Source organism: Arenimonas oryziterrae DSM 21050 = YC6267, assembly GCF_000420545.1.
Taxonomy (GTDB): Bacteria; Pseudomonadota; Gammaproteobacteria; order Xanthomonadales; family Xanthomonadaceae; genus Arenimonas; species Arenimonas oryziterrae.
In genome coordinates this window covers 609,298-622,200 of sequence record NZ_ATVD01000001.1, presented here as the reverse complement: position 1 = coordinate 622,200, position 12,903 = coordinate 609,298, and the positions used below count along the sequence as shown (strand labels likewise).

Sequence of the window (12,903 nt, the reverse complement as noted above, 5' to 3'; positions counted from 1 at the left end):
GAAGCTGCCGTGCCCGCAGGCGTCGAAGCCGACGATGCGCTCGCCGCCATGATTGCCGCATATGCCCTCGAAGCGCCCGTGGTGGCGGCTGCGCCGGCGGCCGCCGAAGCGGCGAGCTTCGAAATTACCGATGTCGAGATCGAAGCGGCCGCCAGCGAAACGCCGGCGGAAGCCGAGGCGGACGAAGGTTTCGAGGTCGAGGAAATCGCGTTCGAAGACCATGTCGTCACCAGCGACGTGCAAGAGCCCGCGCAGGAACTCGCCGCCGACGCCTTCGCGACGCCGGACGAGATCGAAGCGGCGGCGCCCGTCGTCGAAGCTCCGACCGCCGCGGTCGAAGACGACAACTACGGCATGAGTCTGGAAGAACTCGAAGCGCTCACGTCACCGGAAGCGGACGTCGCGGCGGTCGCGTCGGCCGAGCCGGTCGTGGAATCCGCGCCCGAGCCCGTCGCCGAAGAAATCACGTTCGACGAAGCGGTGGTTGAAGAAACCATTGCCGATGCTCCCGCCGCTGAAGAAGCGATGGACGTCGAAGAAGTCTTCGCCGACGATCCGGAAGAACTCGCTGCGGCGGCCGTCGTGCCGGCGCCCGAGCCCGTCGTCGAAGTCATCCGTGCCTCGCGTCCGACCGTGCCGGTCGCCGACGATCCGGAAGATCCGGAAACCGATCTCGATACCTCGGATCTCGATGTCGAGCTGCTCGATATCTTCCTCGAGGAAAGCAACGACATCCTCGACCATTCCGACGGCCTGCTGGCGAACCTGCGCGAACACACCAGTGATCGCGAGCTGGTCACCGGCCTGCAGCGCGATCTGCATACGCTCAAGGGCGGTGCGCGCATGGCCGGCATCTTCGCGGTCGGCGATCTGGGCCACGCGATGGAATCGCTGCTCGAAGCCGTGGCCGAGGGTCGTCAGAAGCTCGACGACAGCGGCGTGGTCGTGCTCGAACGCGGTTTCGATCGCCTGCACGGCATGGTCGCGCGCATCGGCGAACGCAAGGCGATCGCCTTGCCCGCCGGTCTGATCGCCCAGGTCGAAGCCCTGGCGCGAGGCCAGTCGCTCGCGGCCCTGGCCGCCGAATCGGCCGACGGCGTCGACACCGGCACCGTCGCCACACCCGAAGCCAAGGCAGCGAGTTCGGCACCGGCGGCCCCCGCCGCGCCGCTCAAGCCCTTGTCGGCGCCGCTCGATGCGCTCGCCGACGAGGAAGAACTCGCCAGCGTCCGCGCGCCGCAGGAACAGGTGCGTATCCGTGCCGACCTGCTCGACCGTCTCGTCAACTACGCCGGCGAGGTGGCCATCTACCGCGCCCGCCTCGAACAGCAGCTCGGCGCGTTCCGTTCCAACCTCGGCGAACTCAACCAGACGACCACCCGTCTGCGCGAGCAGCTGCGTCGTCTGGACATCGAAACCGAAGCGCAGATCTCCGCCCGTTATGCCCGCGAGCAGGACGAGAAGGAACAGCACTTCGATCCACTCGAGCTCGACCGCTTCACCAACCAGCAGCAGCTGTCGCGTGGTCTGGCCGAGTCGGCGAACGACTTGGTGAACCTGCAGACGGTCCTCGACGATCTGACCCGCCAGTACGAAACCCTGCTGCTGCAGCAGTCGCGCGTGAGCTCGGATCTGCAGGAAGGCCTCATGCGCACGCGCATGGTGCCGTTCGATGCGCTCGTTCCGCGTCTGCGCCGCGTGCTGCGTCAGGCGGCGAGCGACACCGGCAAGCAGGTGCAGCTCAAGGTCGACGGTGCGTCCGGCGAAATGGATCGCAACGTGCTCGAGCGCATGACCGCGCCGCTCGAACACATGCTGCGCAACTCGATGGCGCACGGCCTGGAAACGCCGGACGAACGCCGCAAGGCCAAGAAGGCCGAAGAAGGCATCGTCCGTATCGCGGTGCAACGTGAAGGTTCCGAAGTCGTGCTCAAGGTCAGCGACGATGGTCGCGGCCTGAACAAGGATGCGATCCGCCGCAAGGCGATCGAGAAGGGCCTGATCGCCGCCGATGCCGAACTCAGCGAAGAGGCCACCTACGCGCTCATACTCGAGGGCGGTTTCTCCACGGCCGAAACCGTCACGCGCCTGTCCGGCCGCGGCGTCGGCATGGACGTGGTCTACAGCGAAATCCGCCAGCTCGGCGGCACGCTGGGCATCCACTCCACCGAAGGCAAGGGCAGCGAATTCATCATCCGCCTGCCGTTCACCCTCGCGGTCACGCAAGCGGTGTTCGTCAAGATCGGCGACACCAGCTTCGCGGTGCCGATCGCGTCGGTGCAGGGCGTCGGCCGCATCTCGCGCGCCGAACTCGACAAGCAGCTGGCGACCGAACATCCGGTCTTCAGTTACGCCGGCGAGGACTATGCGATCCACGATCTGGGTCATCTGATCGGCCATGCGCCCGCGAAGGCGCAGGAAAGCTTGCAGATGCCGCTGCTGCTGGCCCGCTCGGGCGAGCTGCGCGCCGCGATCAGCATCGACCAGGTGCTGGGCAGCCGCGAAATCGTGGTGAAGCCCGTCGGTCCGCAGGTCAACTCGGTGCCCGGCATCTTTGGTGCCACGATCATGGGCGACGGCCGTGTCGTCGTGATCCTCGACGTCGCGCCGCTCGTGCGTCGCCACAGCGCGATCGCACGCGACGCCCTGCCGGTCACGCCGGTGCCCGTCGTCGCCGCGCGCCGCGTGCCCGTGGTCATGGTGGTCGACGACTCGATCACCATGCGCAAGGTCACCGGTCGCGTGCTCGAACGCCACAACATGGAAGTGCTCACCGCCAAAGACGGCGTCGATGCCGTGGAGAAGATGGCCGAGCGCGTTCCCGACCTCGTGTTGCTCGACATCGAAATGCCGCGCATGGACGGTTACGAAGTGGCGCAGAACATGCGCTCCGATCCCCGTCTCAAGGATGTTCCGATCATCATGATCACCTCGCGTACCGGCGACAAACACCGCCAGCGCGCGATGGACATCGGCGTCAACCGCTATCTGGGCAAGCCGTACCAGGAGCCGGAACTGATGCGCAATGTCTTCGAGATGCTGGGCCTGGAGCCGGTGAATGGCTGAGTCCGCCGTCCGCGTCGCGCTGCTTGCCCGTCCGGGCAATGCCCGCGACCAGTTGCACCGTGCGTTGACCGAGCTCGGTGCGATCCTGGTCGCCGAGGGCGATCCGTCCGAGCTCGATCCGGGCACCGTCGTCGGCCAGTCGCCAACGTTGGTGCTGGTCAGCCTGGAGCCGGCGATCGAACCGGCGCTCGATCGTTTCGACGCCTTGCTGTCGACGCCCGGCATCGAGGTCATGTACGACGACGCCGAAGTCACGCGCGATCTCGACGGTTGGGATCTCAATCGCTGGGCGCGGCATCTCGCGGCCAAGCTGCTCGGCAGCGACACGCTGCCGCCGGTGCCCGGTGGATCCGATCCGCTGCCCGAACTCGATATGACGCCCGTGCCCGGCCTGCCGCCGACGCCGGCGCAGCTCATGGACTCCGAAAAGCTCGAGGACTACGCGCAGGACGCGCCCGATCTCGCCGACTGGGTGCCGACCAATCCGTCGCTGACCGAAACGCCTGCGCAGGCGGAAGAACCGGCCCCCGCGCCGGAAATCGCCGAGGCGGAGGAAATTTCCCTCGACCTGGATATCGGCGACATCGAACTCGCCCTGCAGGGCATCGACGCCCCGACCGTCGCGCGCGACACACCGCTGCCGCAAGCCGAGCAAGACAGTGTGGCGGCGGCGCCGACTTCGCTGGACGATTTCAGTTTCGAATTCGACACCGGCGCGGACAGCGCGCCGACCCTCGGTGACAGCTTCATCGAGGCGGCGGCGCCCGTCGTGGCCTCCGAGGAATTCATCGACGCCGCACCGGCGGCCGGTGAGGCCGACGAATTTTCCCTGGCCAGCATTCCGGCGGCCGACGATCTCGATTTCGTCGACGACACGCCGGCCTCCTCGCTTGGCGGCGGCAGCGAAGACGAACCCTTGCTCGCTGACCTCGATGTCGGCGGCGAACCCGTCCGCTTCTCCAATTTCGACGAAGATCATTCGGCGCAGGTCGCGACCGGCATGGACGACGATGTCGCCGCGCTGGCTGCGCAGCTTGAGGCCTTCGAAAAGACCGATACCCGTCGCGAAGTGAAAGACCCCGATTTCTCGCTTAACTTCGACACCGAAGCGGCCCCGCCGCCGCGCAGTGCCGGTGCGGCGCAGGAAACCTCGCGCGGCGCACCGTCGTCGGCCTCGCAGCTCGCTGCGAAAGTGGATTTCGGCAATCTTTCCCTGCTCGGCGAAGACGAAGACCACAGCACGCCTGCGGCGCCGGCCAAGGTGGAAGCGTCTTCGTCCCTGCTCGGCTCCGTGGCCAATCTCGAACTCGTCGCGATGGATGCCTCGGCCGAGGGCTATCAGAATTATGTCGCTGGCGCGGTCGTCATCATCGCCGGTCTCGGCGGTCCCGATGCCGTGCGCCAGATGCTGTCCAGCCTGCCGGAAAAAATGCCGGTGCCGGTCCTGCTCTATCAGCATCTCGAAGCGGGCAAGCACGAGCGTCTCGTCGACCAGCTGGGCAAGATCAGCAAGCTGCCGGTCGTTCTCGCGGAAGAAGGTGCGCAGGCGCAGCCGGGCAAGGTTTCGGTGCTGCCCGCAGGTCTGTCGGCAGTGAACGAACACGGTGCCCTGCGTTTCACCAGCGGTCCGCTGACCGAGCTCATCTCGGTGCTGCGTCCGGCCGAAAGCGTGGTCGTGCTGCTCAGTGGCGCCGACGTCGATCTCGTGCCTGCCGTGATGCGCCTGCAAAGCGCCGGCGGCATCGCGATGGCGCAGGATCCCGACAGCTGCTTCGATCCCGCCGCGCCGCAGGTGATGACGCGTCAAGGCGCGCCCTCGTATCCGGCGCTGGGGCTCGCGCAGAAAATCGCAACCCGCTGGTCGGTCTGACCCGGCGGCACAGAATCAGGGAACTACGCAATGAACGCTCCGCAGCGCGATATCCGAGGCGTCATGATCACCGTCAACGAGGGCCGGCTGTTGCTGCCGAACGCCTCGGTGGCCGAGGTCATCACCTATTCCGAGCCGGAACCGGTCGAGAACGCTCCGGAGTGGCTGCTCGGACGCATTCGCTGGCGCGGTTGGCGCTTGCCGCTGCTGTCGTTCTCACGTTTCGCCGGTTGGTCCAAGGAAGACGGCCAGCTCGGCGCCAAGGTCGCCGTGCTCAAGGCGCTCGGCGGCAACCCGAAGCTGCCGTATTTCGCCGTGCTGTCCCAGGGCTTCCCGCGCCTGGTCACGGTGGCGCGTTCGGCGCTGGCGGAGGCGCATGACATCAAGGAACTGCCGCTCGGCATCCACTCGCGCGTGACGCTCAACGACGACGCGGCGGTCGTGCCCGATCTGCTTAGTCTCGAACTGCTGATCGACAAGGCCCTGAACCAGGCGGCCTGACCCAAGGACGTAGGAGCCAGCTTGCTGGCGACCCCCACGTCCCTAACGCCAATCCCCAAACAAGGCATTCAAGGCCGCGAGCGTCGCGATACCCGCCGTTTCCGTGCGCAGGATGCGCGGACCCAGACGCAGGCCGGTATAGCCCGCGACACGCAGGGCCGCGAGATCGCGATCCGACAAGCCGCCTTCCGGGCCGATCACCAGGGTGATCGAATCGCCGGCGGCGACGGACAACGTGGCCAGCGACTGTCCCGCCTCGGGATCGAGCACGAGCCGATGCGTATTGCCGTCGGCCGCGGCGAATTTCACCAGCGCTTGCGGCGCCAGCAATTCGGGCAGTACCGCACGTCCGCTCTGCTCGCAGGCCGCAGCGAGCACGCCGCGCCAATGCTGCGACTTCTTTTCCGATCGTTCGGCATCGAGTTTGACCTCGGTGCGCTCGGTGAGCACCGGTGCGATCCGCGCCACGCCCAGCTCGGTCGCCTTCTGCAGGATCCAGTCCATCTTGTCGCCGCGCGCGATGCCTTGCGCCAGCGTGATCGCGAGCGGCGATTCATTGCCGACGTCCCGACGCGACAGCACTTCGACCTGTGTGCTGCGTTTTTCCAGCGACACCAGCCGCGCCTCGTAGTCGAAACCGTCGCCATTGAACAACTGGCAGATCGCGCCAGCCTCCAGGCGCAGCACTTTCACCAGGTGTGCGCTCACGGCCTCGGAGAGGGCCAGGCGCTGGCCGACGGCGAGCGGCGTGTCGATGAAACTGCGGTGCGTGCGCATCAGGTCGTGGCCTCCTCGATGGCGGCGAACGTGGCGCGGGCGAGATGCTGCAGCTCGTCCTCGCCGATGCAATACGGCGGCATCCAGTACAGCACGTCGCCGAGCGGGCGCAACACGACGCCGTTGGCGAGCGCGGAGCGGTATGCACGCAGGCCGCGGCGTTCGCCGGGTGCCATTTCGATCGCGAGAATCATGCCGGTCTGACGCACGTCGCGAACTTGCGGGTGGGCGGCCAGTGGCGCCGCGAGCTCGGCCATCCGGCGCGCGGTATCGCGGTTGCGAGCCAGGATTGGTTCCTCGGCGAAAATCGCCAGCGAGGCCAGGGCCGCTGCGCAGCCGAGCGGATTGCCGGTGTAGCTGTGCGAGTGCAGGAAGGCCCGCTCGCGGCTGTCGCCGAGAAAGGCCTCGTAGACATGCGCGGTCGTGAGCACGGCCGACATCGGCAGGAAGCCGCCGGTCAGTCCCTTGGAAAGGCACAGGAAATCCGGGGAGATTCCCGCCTGTTCGCAGGCGAAAAACGTGCCGGTGCGTCCGAATCCAACCGCGATCTCGTCGGCGATCAGGTGCGCGCCGTGGGCATTGCAGATCTCGCGTGCGCGGCGCAGGTAGGCGGGATGGTGCATACGCATGCTGCCCGCGCATTGCACCAGCGGCTCGAGCACCAGCGCGCAGATCTCGCCTTCGTGCGCGGCGAAGACCGCGTCGAGTTCGTCGGCACGGCGCAGGGCGCATTGCTCGGCGGACTCGCCTGGCTCGGCGTCGAATGCATCGGGGGAGGGCGCGAACAGCGGTTCCAGCAGCAGCGGCGCATAGACGCGGCGATACAGGGGGATGTCGCCCATCGACAAGGCGCCGATGGTTTCGCCGTGATAGCCGTTGCGCAGCGCGACGAATTTCCGGCGCTGCGACTGGCCGCGATTGAGGAAGCTGTGGAAGCTCATCTTCAGCGCGACTTCGATCGCCGCCGACCCGTTGTCGGCATAGAACACGCGCGCCAGGCCGGGCGGGGCGAGCGCCAGCAGCTGCTCGGCCAGGCGCAGGCCCGGCTCGTGCGCGAAGCCGGCGTAGATCACGTGCTCGAGCTCCAGCGCCTGCTGGCCGATCGCCGCGGCGATGCGCGGTTCGCCATGGCCGAACAGGTTCGTCCACCAGCTGCTGACGGCATCGAGATAGCGCCGGCCATCCACGCCTTCGAGCCAGACACCGCGACCGCGCCGGATCGGCACCAGCGGCAGGGTGTCGGGGTGTTCGGCCATCTGCGTGCACGGATGCCACAACACGGCCAGGTCGCGCGCCCGCATGGCATCGGCCTCTGCTAGCATCCGGGCATCGATTTCACTTTTCACCATGCGCCCATGATCCCGACCTGCCGCCTTCCTGTCCACGTTTTCGGCGGCCGGACCGGCCTCGGCGCGCTGCGGAGGCCGGCGTGATGCCGACACTGCCGATCATCCACGCGCGTGAGGAAGTCGAATCCGGCCCGTACCGGCGCGAAACCCTCGATCTGGAATTTTCCAACGGCGAACGCCGCCGCTACGAACGCCTCAAGAGTCGCGGCCACGGCGCGGTGATGATCGCGGCGATTTCCGAACCCGGCACGATCCTGCTGATCCGCGAGTACGCCGCCGGCATGCACCGCTACGAACTGGGCCTGCCCAAGGGCCGCATGGACGCGGGCGAGACGATCCTGGAAGCGGCGAACCGCGAGCTCAAGGAGGAAACCGGCTTCGGCGCGCGCAAGCTCACGCACCTGCGTGCGATCACCCTTGCGCCGACCTACATGACCCACGAAATCCAGCTCGTACTCGCCGAAGATCTGTATCCCGAGCGCCTGCCCGGCGACGAACCCGAGGAGCTCGAGGTCGTGCCCTGGAAACTCGATGCCTTGCATGAATTGGTCCTGCGCGAGGACTGCTCCGAAGGCCGGTCGTTGGCCGGTCTGCTGGTCGTGCGCGAAGTGCTGGCGGGCCGTCGATGAGCCTCGATTTTGCCGCCGTCATCCGTCTGGCGGCCGACGCCGGCGCCGCGATCATGACGATCTATGCCCAGGATTTCGCGGTCGACCACAAGGACGATCGCTCGCCGCTGACGGCGGCTGATCTGGCTTCGCATCGGTTGATCGTCGCCGGCCTGGAAGCGATGACGCCCGATATCCCCGTGCTGTCGGAAGAGTCGGCGTCGGTGCCCTGGGACGTACGCCGGACCTGGCAGCGTTACTGGTTGGTCGATCCGCTCGACGGCACGCGCGAGTTCGTCAAGAAGAACGGCGAATTCACCGTCAACATCGCCCTGATCGAAAACGGCGAGCCGGTGTTCGGTGTCGTGTACGCGCCCGCGCTCGATGAAATGCTCCATGGCCAACGCGGCGTCGGCGCCTTCGTGCGCAGCGGCGACGAGGACGTTCCTGTGCTCGCGCGGCAGCCGGCGGTCGCACCGCTGCGCGTCGCCGCCAGCCGTTCGCACATGGACACACGCACCGCCGCGGCGATCGCGCGCATGGGCGATGTCGAACCGCTGGGTCTGGGGTCGTCGCTGAAATTCTGTCGCCTGGCCGAGGGACGGCTGGACGTGTATCCGCGTTTTGGTCCGACCTCGGAATGGGATACCGCCGCTGGACAGGCCGTGCTCGAAGCCGCGGGCGGCGTGGTGCTGCGCCTGGACGGCAGCGTGCTCAGCTACAACACCAAGGATTCGCTGCTCAATCCCGATTTCATCGCCCTGGGCGATTCGGCGCTGGCGTGGCGAAACTGGATCGATGCCTGAGGTCGAGCCATCCATGAGCCGCTCATCCGATATTTCCGAACTGTTGACGATCATGGCCCGGTTGCGCGATCCCGACGGCGGCTGTCCCTGGGATGTGAAACAGAATTTCGCGACGATCGCGCCGTACACGATCGAGGAGGCCTACGAGGTCGCCGATGCGATCGATCGCGGCGACATGGCCGACCTCCAGGACGAACTCGGCGATCTGCTGTTGCAGGTCGTGTTTCACTCGCGCATGGCCGAGGAGGCCGGGCATTTCGCCTTCGGCGATGTCGTCGCGGCGATCTGCGACAAGATGGTGCGCCGGCATCCGCATGTTTTCGCTGGCGCGAGCGTCGCCGATCTGGAAGCGCAAACGGCGGAGTGGGAAGCGGGGAAAAAGCGCGAACGCGAAGCCCGTAACGGCAGCGACACGAGTGCGCTGGCCGGGATCGCGCGCGGTCTGCCCGAGTGGCAGCGCGCGACCAAACTGCAGAAACGCGCGGCGGCAGTCGGTTTCGACTGGCCCAGCGTCGAGCCGGTGTTCGACAAGCTGCACGAGGAAATCGAGGAAGTGCGTGCGGAATTTCGCGAGGGCGTCGGTCACGAGGCACTCGAAGACGAGATCGGCGATGTGCTGTTCGTTGTCGCCAACCTGGCGCGTCATGGCAAGGTCGATTTCGGCAATGCCCTGCGTCGCGCCAACGCGAAATTCGAGCGTCGTTACCGGCGTATGGAAGTGCTGGCCGAGCAGGAAGGCGTCGATCTGCCCGCGCTGTCGCTCGACGACCAGGATGCGTACTGGAATCGCGCCAAAGCCGAAGAAAAGAACCGCCAGCCGTAGGAGTCAGCAGCAGCGCGAGGCGCCGCGGCGATATCTCGCCTGCAGGCGATCGGCGAAAAACGCCTCGTAACTCATCGGTGCGGCATCGGGGTGCTTCTCGCGCTGATGCTTGAGATACGCGTCGTAGTCGGGCACGCCGCAGGCCAGGCGGGCCGTTTGTGCAAGCTTCCTGCCGAGGCTGCGAATCGTCGGAATCATCTCAGCCTCCCGCCTGCGCAACACTGACGTACGGCGTTTCGCAGGCACAGGATTGCGCACTGCTGCGCGCACGCCAGGCAGCGCGCAGACCCAGCACCACGACCGTCAACAGCACGACGATGAACAGCACGCACAGCACCGCGTCGACCTGGTTGTTGGTGACCACGCGCTGCATGTCGGCCAGGGATTTCGCCGGTGCCAGGACTTCACCGCGGGCAGCGGCGTCGCCGAATTTCCGCGTCGCGGCGAGAAAGCCGATGCGCGGATCGTCGTGGAAGAGCTTCTGCCAACCGGCCGTCAGCGTGCAGACCAGCAACCAGGCGGTCGGCAGCAGCGGCACCCACAGGTAGCGTTCGCGTTTCATCTTCACCAGCACCACGCAGCAGAAACTCAGCGCGATGCCGGCGAGCATCTGGTTGGCGATGCCGAATAGCGGCCAGAGCGAGTTGATGCCGCCCAAGGGATCGGTGACGCCCTGGTACAGGAAATAGCCCCAGCCGGTGACCGCGATCGCCGTGGCAAACAGGTTCGCTGCCCAGGAGTCCGTGCGCTGCAGCGGCGCATACGCCATGCCGGCGAGGTCCTGGATCATGAAACGCGCCACACGCGTGCCGGCATCGACCGTGGTCAGGATGAACAGCGCTTCGAACAGGATCGCGTAGTGGTACCAGAACGCGAGCATGCCCTGGCCGGGCACCAGGCCGTGCAGGATCTGCGCCATGCCCACGGCAAGCGTGGGTGCGCCGCCGGTGCGCGAGAGCAGGGTGGTTTCGCCGATCTGTTGCGCGGCGAGGTTGAGCTGATCGGGCGTGATCAGGAAACCCCAACTGCTGATCGTGCTGGCCGCCTGGGTGACGTCGGTGCCGATCAGGGCGGCGGGCGAATTCATCGCGAAATACAGGCCCGGGTCCAGCGCGCAGGCCGCGACCAGGGCAGTGATCGCGACGAAGGCTTCCATGAGCATGCCGCCGTAACCGACCAGGCGCACCTGGGATTCGTCGGCGAGCAGTTTCGGCGTCGTGCCCGAAGCGACCAGGGCATGGAAACCCGAGACCGACCCGCAGGCAATCGTGATGAACAGGAACGGAAACAGCGAGCCGGTGAACACCGGGCCGGTGCCGTCGATGTAGGTCGTGAGCGCGGGCATCTTCAGTTCCGGCATCGCCACGAACACCGCGAATGCGAGCAGGACGACCGTGCCGATCTTCAGGAAGGTCGACAGATAGTCGCGTGGCGCGAGCAACAGCCACACCGGCAACACGGCGGCGATGAAGCCGTAGCCGATCAGCAGCCACGCGAGCGTTTTTCCTTCCAGCGTGAACACCGGCGCCCAGGCCGGGTCGGCCGCGACCACGCCGCCCAGCCAGATCGCCGCGAGCAGCAGCACTACGCCGATCGCCGATATCTCCAGGATGCGTCCCGGGCGCAGATAGCGCAGGTACACGCCCATGAACACCGCGATCGGAATCGTCATCGCGACCGTGAACGTGCCCCAGGGACTCGCCGCCAGCGCCTTGACGACGACGAGCGCGAGCACCGCCAGCAGGATCAGCACGATCATCAGGATGCCGATCATCGCGATCGCGCCGGCGGCATTGCCCAGTTCGCTGCGGATCATCTCGCCGAGCGAGCGGCCGTCGCGGCGCACCGAGAAGAACAGCACGAGCATGTCCTGCACGGCGCCTGCGAGCACGACGCCGACCAGGATCCACAAGGTGCCGGGCAGATAGCCCATCTGCGCCGCGAGCACGGGCCCGACCAGGGGGCCGGCGCCGGCGATCGCTGCGAAATGATGGCCGAACACCACCCAGCGATCGGTCGGTACGTAGTCCAGTCCGTCATTGCGACGCAGCGCCGGTGTGGCGCGCAGGGCGTCGAGGCCGAGCACGCGATCGGCGATGTAGCGGCTGTAGAAGCGATAGCCGATCGCCAGCACCGAAATCGCCGCGGTCACCAGCCAGACGGCATTGATGCTTTCGCCGCGGTGCAGGGCCAGTTGCGCCAGGCAGACGGCGCCCAGCAGTGCGAATGCGATCCAGCCCGTCCGAGCGGCGGTCTTGCCCATGTTTCCCCTCCCCGGGAAGCAGCGAGGGGCCTAGGGTCGCTGTCCGCGGCGGCGCGGTCAATGTCGTTCGCCGCGGACCCGGTGGCCCGGCGCTTGCCGGTGCCGGGCAAGTCGCGAACAATGGCCGCAACCGACGGGGTGCTGCCATGAGCCAGTTCGCGAACTTCAGCGATTTCTATCCGTACTACCTGTCCGAGCACAGCGATCGCACCTGCCGCCGCCTGCACTTCGTCGGCAGCTCGCTGGTGTTGGGCTGCGTGGTGATGCTGGTGCGCACGGGCAGTCCGTGGTGGCTGCTGTACGCCTTGCTATGTGGCTACGGGTTCGCCTGGGTCGGGCATTTCTTTTTCGAGAAGAACAAGCCGGCGACGTTCAAGCACCCGTTCTATTCCTTTGCCGGCGACTGGGTGATGTACAAGGACATGCTGATCGGCAAGATCCGCTTTTAGCGATCAGTCGAGAAAGATCAGGAACGCCGCCACCACGATCAGCACGAAGCCCGCGACGTGGTTCCACTTCAGCGGCTCGCCCAGGTACCAGACCGAAAACCCCGCGAACACCACCAAGGTGATCACTTCCTGCAGGCCTTTGAGCTGCGGCGCGCTGTAGACGACATGGCCCAGGCGGTTGGCCGGCACCTGCAGGCAATATTCGAAGAAAGCGATGCCCCAGCTGACCGCGATGACGGTCCAGATCGGCCGGTCGGTGAATTTCAGGTGGCCGTACCAGGCCAGGGTCATGAAGACGTTCGAACCCACGAGCAACAACACGGGCAGGAAGTAGCTGGAAAAGGTGGCGGGCATGGTCGGGGTCCGGTTCCGGGAAAGCGCCCATCCTAGC

Annotated in this window: 11 protein-coding genes and 1 pseudogene; 7 read left to right on the top strand and 5 right to left on the bottom strand. The window is 66.5% G+C overall.

Annotation, left to right across the window (positions count from 1 at the left end; translation table 11 throughout):
• Positions 1–249: 249 nt before the first annotated feature.
• The 3 genes and pseudogenes from G467_RS18475 to G467_RS0103165 form a co-directional block, all read left to right on the top strand.
• Positions 250–3,066, top strand: a pseudogene (locus tag G467_RS18475) (response regulator); the annotation flags it as partial.
• Entirely contained in the window at positions 3,059–4,936 is a 1,878-nt protein-coding gene (locus tag G467_RS17295; RefSeq protein ID WP_022968280.1) for a chemotaxis protein CheB, read from the top strand. The pseudogene G467_RS18475 and the gene G467_RS17295, both read left to right, overlap by 8 nt.
• 30 nt (positions 4,937–4,966) lie before the next feature.
• Positions 4,967–5,437: a chemotaxis protein CheW gene (locus G467_RS0103165; RefSeq protein WP_022968279.1), complete on the top strand. Its 471-nt coding sequence runs from the start codon at positions 4,967–4,969 to the stop codon at positions 5,435–5,437.
• A gap of 42 nt (positions 5,438–5,479) precedes the next feature.
• Here G467_RS0103165 and G467_RS0103160 read toward each other — a convergent pair whose 3' ends face one another.
• Both G467_RS0103160 and G467_RS0103155 read right to left on the bottom strand, forming a co-directional pair.
• The gene (locus tag G467_RS0103160; RefSeq protein ID WP_026802310.1) at positions 5,480–6,214 is read right to left on the bottom strand and encodes a 16S rRNA (uracil(1498)-N(3))-methyltransferase; all 735 of its coding nucleotides are present in this window, start codon (positions 6,212–6,214) and stop codon (positions 5,480–5,482) included.
• Entirely contained in the window at positions 6,214–7,563 is a 1,350-nt protein-coding gene (locus G467_RS0103155) for an adenosylmethionine--8-amino-7-oxononanoate transaminase (protein WP_245559026.1), read from the bottom strand. Before G467_RS0103155 ends, G467_RS0103160 begins: the two co-directional genes overlap by 1 nt.
• Positions 7,564–7,646: 83 nt before the next feature.
• Here G467_RS0103155 and nudE point away from each other — a divergent pair, with 83 nt between their 5' ends.
• Genes nudE through mazG form a run of 3 tightly spaced genes read left to right on the top strand, consistent with a single transcriptional unit; the run spans position 7,647 to position 9,800 of the window.
• The gene (nudE, locus tag G467_RS0103150; protein WP_022968277.1) at positions 7,647–8,192 is read left to right on the top strand and encodes an ADP compounds hydrolase NudE; all 546 of its coding nucleotides are present in this window, start codon (positions 7,647–7,649) and stop codon (positions 8,190–8,192) included.
• Positions 8,189–8,977 carry a 3'(2'),5'-bisphosphate nucleotidase CysQ gene (cysQ, locus tag G467_RS0103145; protein WP_022968276.1) on the top strand — a complete coding sequence of 263 codons (789 nt, stop codon included), beginning with the start codon at positions 8,189–8,191 and terminating at the stop codon, positions 8,975–8,977. The genes nudE and cysQ overlap by 4 nt, the downstream gene beginning before the upstream one ends.
• Positions 8,978–8,990: 13 nt before the next feature.
• Positions 8,991–9,800 (top strand): nucleoside triphosphate pyrophosphohydrolase, encoded by an 810-nt coding sequence (mazG, locus tag G467_RS0103140; RefSeq protein WP_022968275.1) that lies wholly within the window; start codon positions 8,991–8,993, stop codon positions 9,798–9,800.
• 3 nt (positions 9,801–9,803) lie between these two features.
• Here mazG and G467_RS0103135 read toward each other — a convergent pair whose 3' ends face one another.
• Both G467_RS0103135 and G467_RS0103130 read right to left on the bottom strand, forming a co-directional pair.
• Complete coding sequence (locus tag G467_RS0103135; protein ID WP_022968274.1) at positions 9,804–9,998, bottom strand: YbdD/YjiX family protein; 195 nt, start codon at positions 9,996–9,998, stop codon at positions 9,804–9,806.
• 1 nt (position 9,999) lies between these two features.
• Positions 10,000–12,063 carry a carbon starvation CstA family protein gene (locus G467_RS0103130; RefSeq protein WP_022968273.1) on the bottom strand — a complete coding sequence of 688 codons (2,064 nt, stop codon included), beginning with the start codon at positions 12,061–12,063 and terminating at the stop codon, positions 10,000–10,002.
• A gap of 146 nt (positions 12,064–12,209) precedes the next feature.
• On the opposite strand from G467_RS0103130, the gene G467_RS0103125 reads away from it, so the two are divergent.
• Positions 12,210–12,512, top strand: a complete 303-nt coding sequence (locus G467_RS0103125) for an Mpo1-like protein (protein WP_022968272.1) — start codon at positions 12,210–12,212, stop codon at positions 12,510–12,512.
• A 3-nt stretch (positions 12,513–12,515) separates the two neighbouring features.
• Here the strand turns inward: G467_RS0103125 and G467_RS0103120 are convergent, their stop codons facing one another.
• Positions 12,516–12,866 (bottom strand): DMT family protein, encoded by a 351-nt coding sequence (locus G467_RS0103120; RefSeq protein ID WP_022968271.1) that lies wholly within the window; start codon positions 12,864–12,866, stop codon positions 12,516–12,518.
• Positions 12,867–12,903: the final 37 nt, after the last annotated feature.